This window comes from Vibrio chagasii (assembly GCA_041879415.1).
Classification (GTDB): domain Bacteria; phylum Pseudomonadota; class Gammaproteobacteria; order Enterobacterales; family Vibrionaceae; genus Vibrio.
This window is the reverse complement of sequence record CP090851.1, coordinates 1880814-1899246: the sequence shown is the minus strand read 5'-3', so window position 1 is coordinate 1899246 and position 18433 is coordinate 1880814. Positions and strand designations below refer to the sequence as shown.

The 18433-nt window shown below is 44.5% G+C and carries 20 protein-coding genes; 10 read left to right on the top strand and 10 right to left on the bottom strand.

The genetic code is table 11. The features are described 5' to 3' along the window. Positions 1–75 precede the first annotated feature (75 nt). The 4 genes from L0991_08460 to L0991_08445 all read left to right on the top strand — a co-directional run bounded on the left by L0991_08460 (position 76) and on the right by L0991_08445 (position 3657). Entirely contained in the window at positions 76–1011 is a 936-nt protein-coding gene (locus L0991_08460; protein XGB61481.1) for a LysR family transcriptional regulator, read from the top strand. 182 nt (positions 1012–1193) lie between these two features. Next, positions 1194–1571 (top strand): lactoylglutathione lyase, encoded by a 378-nt coding sequence (gene gloA / locus L0991_08455; protein XGB61480.1) that lies wholly within the window; start codon positions 1194–1196, stop codon positions 1569–1571. 14 nt (positions 1572–1585) lie between these two features. Continuing rightward, a complete protein-coding gene (locus tag L0991_08450) occupies positions 1586–2683 on the top strand; it encodes an alkene reductase (GenBank protein XGB61479.1) in 1098 nt (365 codons plus the stop codon). 110 nt (positions 2684–2793) lie between these two features. Continuing rightward, positions 2794–3657 carry a DMT family transporter gene (locus L0991_08445; GenBank protein ID XGB61478.1) on the top strand — a complete coding sequence of 288 codons (864 nt, stop codon included), beginning with the start codon at positions 2794–2796 and terminating at the stop codon, positions 3655–3657. Between the two features lie 71 nt (positions 3658–3728). Here L0991_08445 and L0991_08440 read toward each other — a convergent pair whose 3' ends face one another. Then, positions 3729–4157: a MarR family transcriptional regulator gene (locus L0991_08440; protein XGB61477.1), complete on the bottom strand. Its 429-nt coding sequence runs from the start codon at positions 4155–4157 to the stop codon at positions 3729–3731. A gap of 18 nt (positions 4158–4175) precedes the next feature. Next, positions 4176–4817, bottom strand: coding sequence for a cytochrome b/b6 domain-containing protein (locus tag L0991_08435; protein XGB61476.1), 642 nt, complete (start codon positions 4815–4817; stop codon positions 4176–4178). 149 nt (positions 4818–4966) lie between these two features. Here L0991_08435 and L0991_08430 point away from each other — a divergent pair, with 149 nt between their 5' ends. Then, on the top strand, positions 4967–5389 hold the full coding sequence (locus L0991_08430) for a cytochrome c (protein XGB61475.1): 423 nt from the start codon (positions 4967–4969) through the stop codon (positions 5387–5389). A 107-nt stretch (positions 5390–5496) separates the two neighbouring features. On the opposite strand, the gene L0991_08425 is transcribed toward L0991_08430, so the two are convergent. From L0991_08425 to L0991_08405, 5 genes are all read right to left on the bottom strand, one after another. After that, on the bottom strand, positions 5497–6639 hold the full coding sequence (locus L0991_08425) for a BamA/TamA family outer membrane protein (protein XGB61474.1): 1143 nt from the start codon (positions 6637–6639) through the stop codon (positions 5497–5499). 204 nt (positions 6640–6843) lie between these two features. Beyond that, positions 6844–7338, bottom strand: a complete 495-nt coding sequence (locus tag L0991_08420; protein ID XGB61473.1) for a peptidyl-prolyl cis-trans isomerase — start codon at positions 7336–7338, stop codon at positions 6844–6846. Positions 7339–7546: 208 nt separating this feature from the next. Next, a complete protein-coding gene (locus L0991_08415) occupies positions 7547–8146 on the bottom strand; it encodes a thiol:disulfide interchange protein DsbA/DsbL (GenBank protein XGB61472.1) in 600 nt (199 codons plus the stop codon). An 85-nt stretch (positions 8147–8231) separates the two neighbouring features. Beyond that, positions 8232–8564, bottom strand: a complete 333-nt coding sequence (locus tag L0991_08410) for a hypothetical protein (protein ID XGB61471.1) — start codon at positions 8562–8564, stop codon at positions 8232–8234. A 148-nt stretch (positions 8565–8712) separates the two neighbouring features. Beyond that, the gene (locus tag L0991_08405) at positions 8713–9324 is read right to left on the bottom strand and encodes a TetR/AcrR family transcriptional regulator (protein XGB61470.1); all 612 of its coding nucleotides are present in this window, start codon (positions 9322–9324) and stop codon (positions 8713–8715) included. A gap of 197 nt (positions 9325–9521) precedes the next feature. Between L0991_08405 and L0991_08400 the strand changes: the two genes are divergently transcribed. Beyond that, the gene (locus L0991_08400; GenBank protein ID XGB61469.1) at positions 9522–10478 is read left to right on the top strand and encodes a glycosyl transferase family protein; all 957 of its coding nucleotides are present in this window, start codon (positions 9522–9524) and stop codon (positions 10476–10478) included. Positions 10479–10568: 90 nt separating this feature from the next. On the opposite strand, the gene L0991_08395 is transcribed toward L0991_08400, so the two are convergent. Then, positions 10569–10841 carry a hypothetical protein gene (locus L0991_08395; GenBank protein ID XGB61468.1) on the bottom strand — a complete coding sequence of 91 codons (273 nt, stop codon included), beginning with the start codon at positions 10839–10841 and terminating at the stop codon, positions 10569–10571. 128 nt (positions 10842–10969) lie between these two features. Then, complete coding sequence (locus L0991_08390; protein ID XGB61467.1) at positions 10970–11206, bottom strand: hypothetical protein; 237 nt, start codon at positions 11204–11206, stop codon at positions 10970–10972. 303 nt (positions 11207–11509) lie between these two features. Here L0991_08390 and L0991_08385 point away from each other — a divergent pair, with 303 nt between their 5' ends. The 4 genes from L0991_08385 (at position 11510) to udp (ending at position 17085) form a co-directional block, all read left to right on the top strand. Continuing rightward, positions 11510–11926 carry a CBS domain-containing protein gene (locus L0991_08385; protein ID XGB61466.1) on the top strand — a complete coding sequence of 139 codons (417 nt, stop codon included), beginning with the start codon at positions 11510–11512 and terminating at the stop codon, positions 11924–11926. Between the two features lie 144 nt (positions 11927–12070). Further along, positions 12071–13534, top strand: coding sequence for an MATE family efflux transporter (locus tag L0991_08380; protein ID XGB61465.1), 1464 nt, complete (start codon positions 12071–12073; stop codon positions 13532–13534). A gap of 165 nt (positions 13535–13699) precedes the next feature. Beyond that, positions 13700–16045, top strand: a complete 2346-nt coding sequence (locus L0991_08375) for a zinc/cadmium/mercury/lead-transporting ATPase (GenBank protein XGB61464.1) — start codon at positions 13700–13702, stop codon at positions 16043–16045. Between the two features lie 281 nt (positions 16046–16326). After that, positions 16327–17085: a uridine phosphorylase gene (udp, locus tag L0991_08370; GenBank protein ID XGB61463.1), complete on the top strand. Its 759-nt coding sequence runs from the start codon at positions 16327–16329 to the stop codon at positions 17083–17085. Positions 17086–17239: 154 nt separating this feature from the next. Here the strand turns inward: udp and L0991_08365 are convergent, their stop codons facing one another. Further along, positions 17240–18406, bottom strand: coding sequence for a DUF1887 family protein (locus L0991_08365; GenBank protein ID XGB61462.1), 1167 nt, complete (start codon positions 18404–18406; stop codon positions 17240–17242). Positions 18407–18433 lie beyond the last annotated feature (27 nt).

The following is an 18433-nucleotide window of genomic DNA, read 5'->3' as shown; positions in this document are numbered from 1 at the left end:
AGCGATAATTGACCGTTCCATTCTATCGGTTTTACGATAAGATAATTCAATCTATCGCCTATTGAGTAAAGAATCATGAGTAATGACATTCCGAACTTTAACTTGTTAGCTGTATTTTCTGCGGTGATGGAGCAGGGCAGTTTGAGCAAAGCAGCCGATCACTTGAATACCAACCAATCGACAATAAGTACCTCCTTGGCGCGGTTGAAGAAGGAAGTTGATCAAGAGTTGTTTGTGCGCAAGGGACGGGGAGTGGTCCCAACTGCTTATTCGCAAAGCCTGTACGAGAAGATCAAAGCACCGATTCAAGAACTCAACGGCGTTTTTCAAGGCATGGCATCGTTTGATGAAATGACGGCGGAGCGCAAGTTCGCGGTGTCGATTCCAGAGCACTTACAATGGTTACTGTTGAATCGGTTCTTGGAATTACCAAACCAAGGGCTCTCGTTAGAGGTGTATGATCAAGCGGACTCTGATGATCAAGTACATGAAGATCTGCTGACGCAAAAGTTTGATGCGATGATCGATATCGTATTGCCAGAACACCCGAGCACGGTGAGTGAGAAGCTATACGAGAGTGAGGTGGTAATTATTTGCCGAAACGGCCACCCTAGAATCAAAGGTGAGCTTACCCTTGATCAATACTTGAGTGAGAAGCATGCCGTGCTTGATCGAACGCGCCGACAAGTGAGAAGCCTCAACCATTACACATCACTGGATTTGTCTCAGAGAAAGATCATGATCCATGGCAGTTCTCTGTTCAGCAATTTACTACTGTGCAGTCAATCCGATTGTATTACAGTAGCCCCCCTTTCTATGGCGATTCAGTTCAAAGAGCGCCTCGATTTACAAATTTTCAAGCCTCCGTTTGATTGCCAGCCTATCCCTCATCACCTGATCTGGCTAAAAAAACAGAATAATGATCCCGCGCATAAGTGGCTCCGAGAGCAGGTTATTAATACGGTAGAAGAGATGTCAAAGGTGTTAAACAGCTGGAAGGCTTCATACTAGCGTTACCTGGTACTTTTATATTTTCTTCAAGCTTAACCCTTCATAACAAAAAATTATCACATTGAGAATTTATGATAATTTCCTTTATTTGTAGCCAACTCGTATATTGACCCTATCAGGTAAGTGGATGGTCTCCACTTCAATTATATCGGCCTGCGTCACTGGGCTAAAAAGGGTGAAATATGAAATTCCTACACACAATGATCCGAGTTGCTGATTTAGAAAAGTCTATTGAGTTTTACACCAAAGTTTTGGGTATGAAAGAACTCGAGCGCCACGTAAATAACGATTACCGCTACACCTTGGTTTTTGTTGGTTACGAGCAAGGTGGAACGACTATTGAGTTAACGCATAACTGGGATACCAATGAGTATGAAATGGGCAACGCATTTGGCCATTTAGCATTAGGTGTGGAAGATATTTACGCAGCATGTGACCAGATTAAGTCGCTAGGTGGCAACGTAACTCGCGAAGCGGGCCCAGTAAAAGGTGGTTCTACGCACATCGCATTTATTACTGACCCAGATGGTTACCAAATCGAACTGATTCAACTAGGTTAATCGAGGAAATGACAATGACAAATGCACTATTTCAACCAATTCAACTTGGTAATATCGAGCTTAAAAACCGTATTGTTATGCCTCCGATGACACGTTCTCGCGCAACGCAACCTGGTAACTCAGCAAACGATATGATGGCGACTTACTACGCTCAACGCGCTACGGCAGGTCTGATTATTGCTGAAGGTACACAAATCTCACCAATGGGTCAGGGTTATGCTTGGACACCTGGTATCTATTCTGACGAGCAGATCGCTGGCTGGAAAAAGGTAACGGAAGCAGTACATGAAAAAGATGGCGTAATCTTCGCTCAGCTTTGGCACGTAGGTCGTGTTACGCATCCAGATAACATTGGCGGTGAGCAACCTATTTCATCTTCTGCACTGAAAGCAGAAAATGTAAAAGTATTCATCGATAACGGTACTGATGAACCGGGTTTTGTAGACGTTGTTGAACCTCGTGAGATGACTAAAGAAGACATCAAAGAAGTGGTTGAACAGTATCGCCAAGCTGCACTTAATGCGATCGAAGCTGGCTTTGATGGTATTGAACTTCACGCGGCAAATGGCTACCTGATTAACCAGTTCATCGACTCAGAAGCAAACAACCGTACTGACGAATACGGTGGCTCTATCGAGAACCGCCTACGCTTCCTAGGTGAAGTGGTTGAAGCTATGGTTGAAGCGATTGGTGCTGACCGTGTTGGTGTTCGTCTTGCGCCGTTTACTTCATTGAACGGTACGGTTGATGCAACGCCTGTTGAAACGTACACAGCGGCGGCAGCGCTACTTAACCTATACAAGATTGTTTACCTACACATTGCAGAAGTTGACTGGGACGATGCACCTGAAACGCCAAAAGCGTTTAAAGCAGCTGTTCGTGAAGCTTATGATGGTGTACTGATTTACGCAGGTAAATACGACAGCGAGCGTGGTGAAAAAGCGGTGGCTGAAGGTGTAACGGACATGGTTGGTTTTGGTCGTCCATTCGTTGCTAACCCTGATTTACCAGCTCGTCTTCAAAATGGTTACCCGCTAGCAGCGCACGATCCAAATACACTGTTTGGTGGTGCTGAAAAAGGTTTAACAGACTACCCAGCATACGCAGGCTAAAAACAGCTGCTTGAAGCAGAGTATTGAGATAGTATCTTGATCCTGTTGAATGTTTATAAAAAGCAACCTGGCAGAGTCGGGTTGCTTTTTTCGTTATTGGACCGAATAAAATGATGAACGTGAAAGCGATGCGTGGGGAGTTGTATCTCCTATTTGCCACCCTGTTAGCTGGGGTCGGATGGATTGCATCTAAGCTGGTGGTATTAGAAATGCCAGGGCCAGTGTTCATTGGTGTGCGGTTTGTTGTGGCAAGCCTGATTCTACTTCCGTTTTGTATTCACCATATTCGCAAGCTCTCTTTTAAGCAGATTCTATCTCTTTGCGGAGTGGGTTTATTGTTGTCGGCTTCATTACAGGTATGGGTATTTGCGGTTTCGGTGACAGAGACCTTATCTGAAGGGGCATTTATCATGAGCCTCGCGATGATCATTGCGCCATTTGTCTCTTGGGTGCTGTTTCGAGTCAAACCTAATCGCGCCTTTTGGATGTCATTTCCGATTGCGATAATTGGTATGTTATTGCTTACCTTGACCAACGGTTGGCACGTCGAACAAAGTCAGCTCTACTTTTTATTGGCTTCTATGTTGCTATCCATTCACTTTGTAATGAATAAGCGTGTGATCACCAACATTAAGCCCATCGCGTCAATCTGTGTGCAGCTATTTATTGTAGGTGTGAGCGGTTTAGCGTTCGCTTCAATGACGGTTCAACCTGAGTTCGAGATTACTAAAACCTTGGTTTTCTGGTTTATAGTTTCAGCGGTTGTGGCGACTTCTATTCGTTATTTATTGCAAACGGTGGGGCAGCATTCAGTGAACATGGAAGTGGCGGCGCTGATTATGATTCTAGAGCCGGTTTGGACACTATTACTCAGCGTGAGTATGTTGGGTGAAACCGTTGAGATGCAAAAGCTATTGGGTGGAGCGGTGATCATTGCGTCCCTGTTTTGCTACATTAAGTGGTCACGAAAATAAGAAAACCCTCGTTTAGGGCGAGGGTCTATTGAACTAGGGTACTGAGTGGTCGTTGCTGAATTAGCTCCAAGCTAAATAGCTGCGACCATTTTCTTAAGCAAACCGATCATCTGCTGCTGCTCGTCAGCATCTAATGCGCTCATCAACTCTTTGTTTACGCGAGCGGGTACTGGAATGATATCTTTTTCGAGCTCTTTGCCCTTTTCTGTAAGATAAATTCTAAAAGAGCGTCGGCTGTTTGGATCCGCTCTTCGTTCGACAAGATCAAGCTTTTCCAATTTATCTAATGTGCGTGTCGTTGTTGAATTTTCTACTTTTGACTTCGCGGCGATATCACGTTGTGTCAGCCCTTCTTCTTCCCAAAGGCACATCAAGGTCGGCCATAATGCGATGGTCAGTCCATACTTTTTCAATTCTACATCGAAATCTTTGCTCGCTTTATTAGCGACTACATTTACTAACCAACCAAAGCTATTTGGTCTGTCAAATTCTTCCGGCATTGCTTGTTACCTAACTCTTTATGACATAACAACTATTGTCATCGTAACTAATACCGATGCAATTAGCACCAACAATGCTTTGCTATTTGATGAAAAAGCTAATTGAGTGCCACTTTCGAAACTTTCCACTGATGGTGTGTGATTTTGTTTGCCTGTGATCATGGCTAACACCAGTGGTTTTGAACGTAGCTTGTAAGTCATGATTGCCAATAGGTGCAGAACGACGCAGACCACTAACATACGTGCTGCAATGCCGTGCACCACACCAGAAACTTCAAATACGCCATCGGTAAGAAGGGCTTCCGAGCCTGGGATCGCATCAAAGAAACCTGCAATAACAAGGCCCGTAATACATTGGATGAACAAGGTGGTGATCATACCGATGACCATCCAAGCCCCTAATGGGTTATGCCCTGGCTTTGGCTGGATTTTACCTCGTAAGTACTGGAATGCAGCGCGAGGAGAGCTAACAAATTGTGAGAAGCGGCTCGTGTCACTGCCAATGAATCCCCAAATCAATCGCCATAAAATTAGGCTAAACAGTGCGAGCCCAAGATAAACATGTGGGCCATTGCCACTAAAACCTGATGCCGCTAGGCCAATGAATAGTAGTGCTTGTAACCAGTGATACAGTCGTGTTGGTAGATCCCAAATTTTCATAGTTCATTTCCCAGTTGTCGTTTACGAAGTGATATTAATTTACACAACAATAGTTGCGTACGCAACTATTGTTGTGTAAATTAAATGCCTCTCATCGATTGGAATTGAAAGATCAGCAAATAAATCAACCAATAAACAGGAGTGACACTATGAAAAAACTGACTATCGCTTTACTTATCGCAGTACCAATGAGCACTATTGCCGCAACTGAAGCGGTCGACAATCGCCAACAAGCTTTTAGCTCAATAGAAAAACTCAACAAGCAAGTATCTTCAGAATTAGGGAATCGAAATACAGATTGGCAAAAGGTTGAGGGATTAAGTGATAACTTGGTAGAGCACGGACTCATTCTCACCAACAGTTTTACTGTGAGTGATAAGGGCGGTAAGGCGAAAGGCGCGGTATGGAGTAAGCCTGAGAAATTCAATCAACTGATGTTACAGATGAATCAAGGTTTTATTGAGTTACAGCAAGCCAGTCTTGAACAGAACAAAAGTAAAGCTGAGCGTGGTTTAGACTCGGCCAATAACACATGCCGGGCTTGTCATCGTACTTATCGCTCTCGTTGGTAGGTTTTACTTGAGGCTCTACAAACAGAAAGCCTGTACGAATCGAGTCGTGACAGGCTTGGGGGAATCATCGGTTAGATATAATGGCTTTAAAAATGCTACAGCTTGGGCTAGATATTTTCACCTAAGCTAAAGTAGGCCAGCACTTCATCTTCGTTGTTGTAGGTGAAATCCATTCTCACATTGATGCGTTCTTGGCGCATTAAGCGATAACGTAGCCCGAGACCAACCATCGTCAGAAGGTCACCATCGTCAAAGCTATGATAAGGGTCGGTTGGATTCAGCCTTTCACCAAACACCTTGCCCACACCCGTTAAACCGACCACCGCGACGTTGTTCAAGAAGTTGATGGACGAGCCTGAAATCGAATAGCGATATTCCATTTCAAGATTGGTCATATGCGAAGCGATGTGATCACCCGCGACGAAACCACGTTGAACATTTCGCCCTTGTCGACCATAGGTGCTGTATGCACTACTTGGGGCATTTTCAGCATCCAGTAGATAACGAGTCACCCAGCGGCTTGCGATGATGTGATTGTCATTGTGCGTTAAGCTGTAGAACAGTCGGTAATCTGAAAAGAGCGAAGAGTAGGTCGCATCTTTGTCATTACCAAGCCATTCTCCATGGTTTTCATAGGTCAGCTCGAACAAAAAGCCATGATAAGGGTAGTAGTAGTGCTCTCGTTCATCCCACAAGAAAGAGAACTTTGCTCCTGTGTCGGCTTCGTATTCTTCACTAAACCCGGTGAGTTTGAGTAAAAGTTTGTCTCGCGGTGTATCGGCAAGATAACGAGCGGTGGAGTAGTCTAAACCCATCCCGAGATAGATGTTGTCGTAGACTTTGAAATAGAAATCACCATCGAACGTGTACTCTTGGTGGTTAGTATCAACCAGATCGACCAAGGTAATGTTGGTACTAGAGAAGCCCATTTCACCGCTAAACCGAATTGAATCGCCTTTCAATAAGAGCTCAGCATTCCCTTTGATGTAATAGCTATCATTTTGCGTATAAGTCAGCGTTGCAGATAACGTTGATGCGTTCTTTGACTCGCCGTCAGCATAGAAGTTATAGATAGGAACGACAGAAATGCCTGTATCTACACTTGGATCGTAAAAGGGAATGGCAATGACACGAAATTGGTCATCCAGTTCAGGTTCTTGTGATTCTCGCGTATCAACTTCGAAAGCTGAACTTGAGAAACTGGCAACAGAAGATAAGAGCGCTGTTGTCCACAAAGAGAGTCGAGTCATGGTTAGAGTTACGTCCAATGTAAGTTGATCGCAATGCTGGAGAAGCTTGCAGATCAGGAGCATAACACGTCATTGAGACTGATGAATAGCGAGGATAGGGTTGATTATATAAATATACCGTACACTAATAAGTACAGTTGATAATATTGATAGTTATAAATGGCGAGACTGAGCCTCACCATTTGTTGCAATTTTCGGTGCGATTTATTCGTTGATCGTGACTTTTGTAATCACAATATCTTCACAAGGCACATCTTCGTGACCCCAGCGAATTGTCGTTGGTTCAGCTGCAATCTTATTTACTACATCCATACCTGCCGATACTTTACCGAATACCGCGTAACCCCAGCCTGCGTTCGTAGTCGAGGTGTGATCAAGGAAGTCGTTGTCATCAAGGTTGATAAAGAATTGTGCTGTTGCAGAATGTGGTGCATCAGTACGTGCCATTGCTACAGAGCCAATTACGTTCTTTAGACCGCGGTTTGCTTCATTCACGATAGGCGCACGTGTTGGTTTTTCTGTCATGTCGATAGTGTGACCACCACCTTGAATCATGAAACCTTCAATAACACGGTGAAATGTCGTGCCTTCATAGAAACCGTCTTGGCAGTATTTAAGGAAGTTTTTCGACGTTACTGGTGCTTTTTCAAGGTTCAGTTCAATTTCAATGTCGCCAAAGTTGGTAGTCAGAGTGATCATAAAGGTCCCAATATTTGAGTGCTAAGCGTTTTGAGTACGAGTATTTTCAGTACAACAACATAGTCGATGACTTAATAAGGTGCAGTATATGAAAATTTACTGCGGATGCCAGTGAACAATAGCGCTAGCCTCAATTTACATGCGCTCTGAGGCCGATAGAGATAAAAAAGCCAGTGATGAGTTCACTGGCTTGGCGATGAAAAACGACTTAGAGCGTTAGTAAGTAGTTAACTAGCTGGTTGTACTCTTCGTAGCTTTTGATTTGGTCCGGCTTAACGATGTACTTGTTATTGACCAGCACACCAGGAACGCCGGTTAGCGTGCTTGCATCAAATTGTTGATCAAAGCGTTTCTGCATTGAGTTAACCGCAAAGCTGTTGTATGCCGCGTCAAACTTCTTCGCATCGACACCATTATCAATGAATACTTGGCGCAGTTCAGCTTCGTCGCGTGGTGTCTTTTGCTTCTCATGGATCTGAGCAAACATAGCAGGAACCATGCTCTCTTCAGCATCCAACGCAATCATTGTTGCGTAAGCTTTGGCCATCGGCACGGCCATATTGTTACCCATAAAAGCGACGTGAACTTTTTGGAAGCTTGCTGTTTCCGGTAAGTCTTCTTTCAGGTACTTAATTACCCCTTCGAATTTGTAACAGTGTGGGCAGTAGAAAGAGAAAAATTCAGTCACAACTGGCTTTTCTGCTTTTGCTACATCAAGGATCTTGTAGTGAGTACCTTCTTCAAACTGAGCGGCGTTGACTGAAGCGCTCATAATTAGAGCAGCAAAAAGGCTAAATAGTTTTTTCATGTGTTTATTTCCTAAATTTGGATGTCGTTAAGCACAGCAAAACTGCTGTTTTGGGTGGCATGGATTGCCAATTTGGGACAAACGATTAAGAAATAGGGGGGCGATAAGGTGCTTGAGGCGCAATAATCGCTTTGTGTGAAGGCTCTTTTTCAATAAGAGCCAAAGAGGCAATTTGAGTATCGAAGGACTCAGACACAATCAATGGTGGCATTTTTAACAAGCAGACTGAGCCACAGCAATGATGTTCAATGTTAGCTTGGACGATTGGCTGTGAAGGCGAGATACTGTTTGACGGCGTTGATAGATGTTGAGATGCCACGATATTGTTACTCGCAATGCTATCCACACTGATGGTGGCCATTAACATCGCAAGCAGCATAAAAACGTGTACCCAAATTTTGCTTATCAACTTTGGCATGAAATAGTGGTCTTTGTATCTGAACAACGGCTGAAATAAATCAGATTCTGCAACTGGCAAACTGCTCAGCCACAAAACGAGCAAATCATACCTCACTCGTTTATCTATCTCTAATTAAAACCCGGCAAAACTTAGCAGGGCTCAACTTTTATTTGGCCTGGTACTGTTTGAGAAACATCTCAACCGTTGAGTTCACGATGATGTGCTTGTGCTGTGTGTCGGGAGAAGGGGCATGACCAATGATCTGCGGCCAAAAAGCGAACGACTTAATGAGTGCAATGAATTGAGTTGAAGCAAACAGAGGGTCGAGCTCGACTAAGCGACCATCGGCGTGCGCAGCTTTTATCCAAGTCATCAGCCCACTCTCTGCTTGAGAGTATTTCTCCATTGCTTGGCTAGCGAGTTCCGCATTATGGAAGTACTCAGAGAAAAGCACGCGTGATAAATCGATAAAACCTTCAGACTCTAAAAGCTCTAGTTCTTGATTCGCGATTGATGCGAGCTGTTGTTCAAGGGGCAGTTCAGCTTGATAAGGGAAGTGCGTGGCGGCGAGCGTTTTACTCCAAATACTGTCTAGTATCTCCTCGAGAAGCAGCTCTTTACTGGCAAAGTGGTTATAGACGGTGCGTTTAGACACTTCTGCTCGGCTCGATATTTTATCCATACTGGTGGCCTTATAACCGTGCTCAGTAAATTCTGCGATAGCAGCGGCAACGATCGATTCACGTTTTCTTTGGCTCAGTGTTTTCTTTACAGTCATTTGGATACTACTCAATATGTCGCGGTTAGCATTGCATACGTTAATTTTACACCACGAAGTTTACTTTTAGAACTCCTACGACGGTTTTGGTAATTAGAGTGTTAGCACCTGAATCGCTTTGCAATGCACTGTGGGTATCATAGAATCGAAAGCGTATTCGAATTTTATTGATATCAACGGAAGAGAATAAACAATCAATGAGTAGTATTTTAGAGTGTATTCGTACAGTTGGACGAGGGGAAAGAGGGCGCAAGCCTTTGTCGTTCGAACAAGCCTACCGCATCATGGATGAGTATTTAAGCGGACAGGTCGGTGACGACCAGATGGCTATGCTACTGATGTTAATTCGTGTGCAGAACGAGACCAATGAAGAGATTGCTGGCTTTGTTAAAGCGTTTCAATCTCGCGTACCCGATTTAGGGGCTGATATTGATTGGCCGTGTTATGCCGGTAAGCGCAATGAAAGTGCAAGTGGTAAGCCATGGAACTTGCTGGCGGCTAAGATCTTGGCGGATAACGGCTACAAGGTATTAATGCACGGTTACATGGACAAGCCGAGCGGTAGAACGCACGTTGAAAGCCATTTGCAAGATGTCGGTGTGCAACGTGCTGATAACCCTGAACATGCTAAGTCGATCCTTGAGCAAGATGGCATTGCGTATTTACCATTGGCTAATTTTGCTCCTGAAGCGCAAACCATGATTGGTTGGAAGCATCGTTATGGGTTGAGAACGCCGATCAATACGGTAGTTCGAGCATTGAACCCTGGTGGTGGCCGTTTAGGTTTACGTGGCAGCTTTCACCCTGGCTTCCCACAGCTTCATGCTGAAGTTGAACATGTGATTGGCAACAAATCCCATTCGGTTATCTCTTTCAAAGGAATGAATGGTGAGTCGGAATACAACCCGAAAGTGAGTCAAACGGTATGGATGAGCTCTCCTGATAAAGTTGAGTCTTTCTATTGGGAAGAGATGATGAACTCAGATCTACCATTGCCGAGTGAATGTATACTCGGGACACCCGCTGAAGAGATGACTTTGATGGCGAACACAGTGGTCGATAGTATGACAGCTATTTTGTTTGCGGAGACGCATGACAAAACTGAGGCCTACCAAAAAGCGGTACGTCTATGGCATGAGTACTGTGCACGTTAGTTGAAATACGACAGAGCTTGTAAGAGAAGGTCAGCGATTGCTGGCCTTTTTTGTATCGGGTGTTTCGGTTAAATGGTCAGGAATGAACCACTATTTTACTCGCATCAGCCTATGCATTTTGTCTTCGAATTGAATCTCGATAACCTGTGATATCTTCATTTTATCGACACGATCGAGCATTTTTGATTGGTAATCCCGCTTTCTCATCCACTCTAGCGGTTCTTTAAAGGCATCCTCATTAATGACAAATGATTGGTCAGTAATCGAATCTTCAAAGATATGAACCACCCAAATACGGGACTGAAAATCCAGCAATGTGCTGAAATAAGTTTTGATCTTAGAGATGGCGGTGGATAAAGACATACGAGACCGAATAAAGAGGAGAACTTGGTGTTTATCAAGTATACCGTTTGTTGCTCAAGCTTGTTAGTCTGAATTCGGCAACCACTCGAACATGGCTGCCGTATAGCGAAGAGTTTGTATGTGAGATGTTATTTGAAGAACATGCCGAAATCGATCTCTTGCTCTTTTTGATATTTGACGAGCTTGACCCTTAGATTGTGTTGAGCGGCTAAATCAATGGCTAGATTCGACATGTTTTTTATTTCATCGAGACAATTCGAAACCAGAGGCTTTTCTTGGTTATCGATAGTGGCAATGAGTGTGTTGTCAGTGCCGTTCTGGCCCTTATAAACATACGCATACATAGGATTTTCGTTGTGTTGCATAAACTTTCTCAAATGGTGTTTTTATTATTGATGTGGTGAAGATTACAGGGTTTATGTATACAGGCCAGTGCGGCTAAGTAAGGTCGAGAAAGAGAAAGTAAGACTTTGTAAGGGCTCTTTTTTTTACTTTTTTTGGATGTTTGAAAATGCGCTCAACCCTTTATCTACCTCGCTTTTTTGTCTTGTTAGGTTTTGCCTATCAATAAAATTGTTGAAATCCATTTAGTAAAATCAAGATTTTAGACAACAATTAAATGAAAGAAGCAGATAAAAACATGACGCAAAGTATTTAGGGAGAACGCTATGCATTCAATTAAAGTGAAAGATTACATGACGCAGCAGGTTGTGACATTCACTCCTGATATGCCGTTAAGTCTAGCGTTAGACAAAGTGATGAGCAGTCATCACATGGGTGGACCAGTTATTGATGACAATGAACAAGTGATTGGTTTCCTTTCTGAACAAGATTTATTAGAGAAGCTAGTTAAAGTTAGTTACTTCTGCCAAGACACACACGTTGTTGGTGATTGTATGTACCAAGAGGTGCTATCAGTCGCACCAGACTTATCCATTATCGAATTGGCAGATATGATGCAGGTAGGTAAACCAAAAGCTTACCCTGTCATCGACAATCAGAAATTGGTTGGCATTATCACTCGAACCGATGTGTTAAGAGCAATCGGCAAGAACTTAGATGAATGTTTCCAACATCCTGTATAGTAGCGTGTTAAGAACGATTATTTTTCTCAACACCCTTAAATAAAAAAGGCGCACTAGCGCCTTTTTCTTCGTGGAGCTTTTCTATTTAGACCTGTTTGTCGGTCGATAGATTTGGTCTGTGGTGTTTCTGCTTTTGGAGGTTTCATGTCAAACCAAACTGCAAAGTTTGTAGAAGGTTCAACGATGCGCCACATCTTGGTGATGTCGGGAGCAGGCTCAGTCGGCTTGATGGCACTGTTTGTGGTCGATCTGCTCGATATGTTATTTATCAGTATGCTAGGTCAGGTTGAATTGGCTGCTGCGGTTGGTTTTGCTGGCACACTCACTTTCTTTTCTACTTCTGTGTCGATTGGTACTTCCATTGCGATGGGCGCCTTGGTATCAAAAGCTATTGGCTCAAAAAATAGAGACCAAGCTAGAAACCTCAGCACCAGTATTATGCTGACCGCATTTGTCATTAGCTCGACGGTTACTGCTGTGATGTACGCTTATATCCCTGAGCTATTGGCAGCCATTGGTGCGAAAGGCTTAGCCGCAGAGCGTGCACAAGCTTATTTACAGATTTTATTACCGAGTGGTCCATTTTTGGCGCTTGCGATGGCTGCAGGTGCTGGCCTAAGAGCCGCGGGTGATGCTAAGCGTTCAATGTGGGCGACATTATCGGGAGGGATCGTAAATGCGATCTTAGACCCTCTGTTTATTTTTGGCTTTGGCTGGAACATTGAGGGAGCGGCTATCGCTTCTGTGGTGGCACGTTTTTCGGTTCTTTTCTTCTCACTTTATCCTTTGATTCGCAGTCATGAGCTGGTGGCTCCGCCATCATTCGTGCAGTGGCGCATCAATATCCGCCCAATCTTGGCAATCGCGATTCCTGCAATCATTACTAACACCGCGACACCTATCGGCAATGCCATTGTCACGACAGGTATTGCACAATATGGTGAAGACTTCGTTGCGGGCTTTGCGGTGATAGGTCGCTTAACGCCAGTGTGTTTTGCTGTGATTTTTGCTTTGTCTGGCGCGGTAGGACCAATCATTGGTCAGAACTTTGGTGCCGAGAGAATGGACAGAGTAAAAGATACGCTCAATAACTCTCTATTTGTGACTACTGTGTACACCATTGTGGTTTGTGTGCTGTTGTACTTCCTACAAGATCTCGTGATTCATGGCTTTAGTCTGCAAGGAGATGCGGCGATCATTGTTGCTGCCTTCTGCACCTATGTGGCCATTACTTTCATCTTTAATGGTGCACTGTTTGTCGCGAACACCTCGTTTAATAACCTAGGTAAGCCGCTGTATTCAACCGCTCTGAATTTAGGTAAAGCGACACTTGGTACCTTGCCTTTCGTATATTTAGGTTCGCAATGGTATGGCGCGTTAGGCGTTCTTTACGGACAAGCGCTGGGTAATATTCTGTTTGGATTGTTGGGTGTCTTAGTCCTTCGTTACCACATCTCTGAATTGATGCAGGGCTCTAACGTAGATCCTGATGAAGATGATGTGTCTATCGTAAGTTTGAATACACAGCCTTTCTGTTCTCATGATGCCGTCCTGATTGATGATGTTTCAGCGAATAGAGAAGAGTGTGCCGAACTTAAGCCTCAATAATAGCGACCTACTTGGTTGAGACTGTTAAATAAATTGCCTTAACCGAAAACTTCTTCTTGACCTTGGAGCTACCTCCAAGGTTTATACTTTCGATGAACTTGGGGTTGGTTGCTCTAATGACTGAGTAACCACTCCAAGGGTATTGAAGTATTAAGGAGATACATTATGTGCGCAAAACACGCAGCGTGCCGCTCAGTAAAAGTGGACGTTCAACCACAAGCAGCCGCAACAAGCTGCTCTAGCCCTAAAATTTCAAGCATTACTGCAGCTGGCACATCATCAGCATGTTGCAGCTCTTCTTCAGCGGCAGTCGCGTCATCGGGTGATGGCTGTTGTAGTTCAGACAGTGGAGAAGAAGACAGTCAGTCCTCAACGATAACGAACGATGCCCAATTTTCTAAAAGTTGGTTGGTTTCCGGAATGGACTGTCCAGCTTGTGCCAGAAAAATAGAAAAAGCGATCAGTAATATCGACGGTGTAATTCAAGCGAAGGTGCTCTTTGCTACCGAAAAACTGGTTGTGAAATTTAACAATGAAAGTCTTGCTGACACTATCGAACAAGTCTCTATCAACACTGGCTTCCCGTTAACGGAAGTGGGTTCTAAGAAAGAAAAACAACAACCAGAGACGTTTTGGCAAACGCATATCCAACCTAATTTACAGATCATCGCGATAGCTGCTGCGATGCTGTTCGCGGCGTTACTGAAAAGCTCAGCGCCAGAATTAAGTGAAGGCTTATTCATCGCGACATGTCTACTTGGATTGTATCCGGTCGCTAAGAAAGCCGTTCAACTAGCCCGCTCGGGAACTCCTTTCGCGATAGAAACCTTAATGAGTGTGGCTGCACTGGGTGCACTATACCTAGGCGAGACTGCAGAAGCGGCAATGGTATTGCTTCTATTCTTGATTGGTGAACGTTTAGAGGCTTTTGCTTCTTCTAGAGCAAGAAGTGGCGTTCAAGCGCTAATGGCTTTAGTGCCTGAGAATGCGACCAAGATTATCAATGGTGAACGTGTTGAAGTTGCGGTAAGCGAGTTGGTACCTGGTGATGTGATTGAAGTGGCTGCGGGTTCTCGTTTGCCAGCAGACGGCCAGTTGATTACCGATGCTGCGAGTTTTGACGAGAGTGCGTTGACTGGCGAGTCTGTGCCTGTGGAGCATATCCAAGGTAATAGCATCATGGCCGGTGCTGTAGTGGTCGATAAAGTGGTACGCATTACGATTACCTCTAAACAAGGTGAGAATGCCATTGACCGTATTCTTCACCTGATTGAAGAAGCGGAATCACGTAAAGCACCGCTAGAACGTTTCCTTGATAAGTTCAGTCGTTGGTACACACCATTGATGATGGTAGTGGCTTTGCTCGTCATTATCACACCACCATTATTGTTTGCTCAACCTTGGGAAACATGGGTGTACCGTGGTCTAGCACTACTGCTAATCGCATGTCCTTGTGCACTTGTTATCTCAACACCTGCAGCGATCACCTCTGGTTTGGCTGCGGCAGCAAAACGTGGCGCGCTAATCAAAGGCGGTGCAGCACTTGAGCAGCTTGGCAAGATCGAAACCATTGCTTTCGATAAAACAGGCACACTGACCGAAGGTAAGCCTCAGGTGACTGATATTGAGCCACTGTCAGGTTGGCAGAAAGATGCGATGCTTCGTGTGGTTGGTGCTATTGAAGTTGGCTCTACTCACCCGCTAGCAAAATCGCTGGTGGCAAAAGTTGAAGAGCTAGGTATTGATATTCCTGAGTCACACAACAAAAAAGCGCTGATTGGTAGTGGCGTGGAAGGTGACGTCGATGGTGTGAAATATCGAGTGCTTGCGCCATCTAAGCTTGATTTTGCTTTGGATGCACAGGTATCTAAGCAAATCGAATCGCTAGAAGATGAGGGTAAAACCGTTGTTGTTGCATTAGAGGTTAAAGACTCCGAACAGGCAGCCAATACGATTGGTCTGATAGCGTGGCAAGACACATTACGTAGTGATGCGAAGTTAGCGATCGAGCGCCTTAATGGTCTTGGTATTCAATCCATTATGCTAACAGGGGATAACCCGCGCAGTGCTGCTGCGATCAGTGGCAAGGTTGGTATGCAGTACAAAGCGAGCCTGCTTCCAAGTGATAAGGTGTCTTACGTACAAGAGTTGTCTCAACAGTCGCATGTAGCGATGGTTGGAGATGGCATTAACGATGCACCAGCGATGAAAACCGCTCATGTCGGCATCGCAATGGGTGGGGGCACAGATGTTGCTCTGGAAACTGCTGATTCAGCACTGACTCATAACCGTCTAACTGAATTACCAGCAATGATTGAGCTGTCGCAAGCTACTATCAATAATATCCGTCAAAACGTCGCTCTGGCTCTTGGCTTGAAAGGTGTGTTCTTAGTGACGAGCTTATTTGGTATTACGGGCTTGTGGGTAGCGGTTCTAGCGGACAGTGGTGCAACAGCACTGGTGACATTGAACGCATTGCGCCTGCTACGATTCAAGTCTAAAGCAGACTAAATCCAGCGCTCTTATACAAAATTGCCTTCTATATAAACGCCTTTAGCGGTAATACGTTAAAGGCGTTTTTTGTCTCATTAGTATGCAACGAAGGTGCTGAGATTGCTTATTTTTGTGATGCCAATCGGTTTTTTGTGAAACTTGAAATCTTGTTGCTACCATTGGTGTGAGCTATGTCACTTCATTTTATAATGAGCTTGGTTAGAGTGTGTTCGTACCCCACGAATTTACTATGAGCTTAAATAAGGGTAAAAAGCCCAATAAGCCAAAAGGAGCGAACTATGTCTCAAGCTGTTTTCCATTTAGGTGTTACTGAAGCAGATCTTAACGGTGCTACTCTTGCGATCATTCCAGGTGATCCTGCTCGTGTACAAAAAATTGCAGAAGAGATGGAGAACCCAGTATTTCTTGCTAGCCATCGTGAATACACACTTTACCGCGCAGAATTAGACGGTAAGCCAGTGGTTGTATGTTCAACAGGTATCGGTGGTCCATCTACCTCTATCGCTGTAGAAGAGCTAGCTCAACTGGGTGTTCGCACTTTCCTACGTGTTGGTACTACTGGTGCTATCCAACCTCACGTAAACGTGGGTGACATGATTGTTTCTACTGGTTCTGTTCGTCTAGACGGTGCTAGCTTACACTTTGCTCCAATGGAGTTCCCAGCGGTTGCTGACTTCGAAGTAGCGACAGCAATGAAAGCAGCAGTTGAAGAGGCTGGAGCAACAGTTCACATGGGTGTAACGGCTTCAAGTGATACTTTCTACCCAGGTCAAGAGCGTTACGACACGTTCTCTGGTCGTGTAGTTAAGCGTTTCCAAGGTTCTATGCAAGAGTGGCAAGACATGGGCGTTCTAAACTTCGAAATGGAATCTGCAACGCTGCTAACTATGTGTGCAAGTTCTGGTCTGAAAGCGGGTTGTGTTGCTGGTGTAATCATCAACCGTACTCAAAAAGAGACGCCTGATCACGACACACTAAAAGTAACAGAAGCACGCTCAATCAAAGTAGTTGTAGAAGCTGCTCGTAAAATGCTTTAAGTCTTAATCTGACAGCAAATTTTGAAATGGCCCCATCGATTGATGCGGCCATTTTTTATTTACTGGTTAAGTGACAGAGAGAAAACAGATAAGAAAAAGGCGAGTCACTAAATAGTGACTCGCCTTTGTTATATTGGTTTAAGAGATTTTGCTCTTAGCACTCTTGATCTTCGTTACCGCCAGCAGCGGTAAACCAAGCTGTTAGGTGCGTTTTTAGATCTTTTAACTCGTCAGGGCCGATCAAAGCAAGGCCAAGATCTTCTGCACGTGTGATGTCGTTATGGCGAAGTGGGCGGAAGCTCACTAGCATTGCGCGGGCTTGTAGACCACCTAATAGGTCTCTTAGTGATTCCAGTTTGTATAAGGTGTCATCACCATCATCACGCATGCCTTTCGTCTTACACTCGATGATGTGCAGTTTATTGTTCACCACTGATGCCACATCTAGCTCATTTCGAACTTCACGCTCGCCAAGCTGGCGGTATACCTGAACATTCAAAGAGCGATCTTGAATGGTCGGCATGTCATCTTGGATCTGTTTTACTGTGCTGTGAACGAGAGTTTCTAGCCACTCGCCATTCGAGAAGCGTCGAGCATCTTCATTGGCAAAGGTTAGGGTGCCATTCTCATAAGTCGCAATTTTAGCTTCTACTAAATCGCTTAAAAGCATATTCAGTTCACGATAGCCTTGTTGCTTCTCTGATAACTCAACATCCAGCTTCTGCTCTTTACGACAAGTGGTTGCAAGGTAGTTAAGTGTCGCAAGACCAGGACCTAATTCCAGTGCGTTACTTGCCCAACGTTCACCTAGCTCGTAGAGCTTCTGATCGAGTTGCGGGGGGAGTTGCACATCACTGAATTCGCCACGGGCACCAAATACGGTTAGGTAGTCATCGATAGTGATGCGGTCTTGAACTTGCGCGTCTTCTTTTCCGTTCGGGTAAAGCCAGCACAGTTTGTCACTATTTGGTTCTACAACGAAGATAGGCCAGTGGTAAGTGCGGAACACTTCGTAAACTGAAAGTAGACGGTGACGCAGACCACAACTAGCGTTGAGTTTCACTTCTTGGCCACGAGCTTTTAAATCTTCTGCAAGGTTTTGAATGGATTCTTTAATTACTGACGTGTTTACGATCGTCGGAATTTCAAAAAACTCGCTCGTAATATCACGCTTTTGTAAAACGCTGTCTAAGCGCTGATACATATCGACTTGATTCTTATCGCCGATGAACACGATGTGCGTGCTGATCGTTCGGTTATCAAGCAGTGGGGTAAGCAAGCGAATGGGGTCTTGATCGATAATGCCAACATGAACAGCCATATAAATTCCTTAATAGCGGCTCGCTCA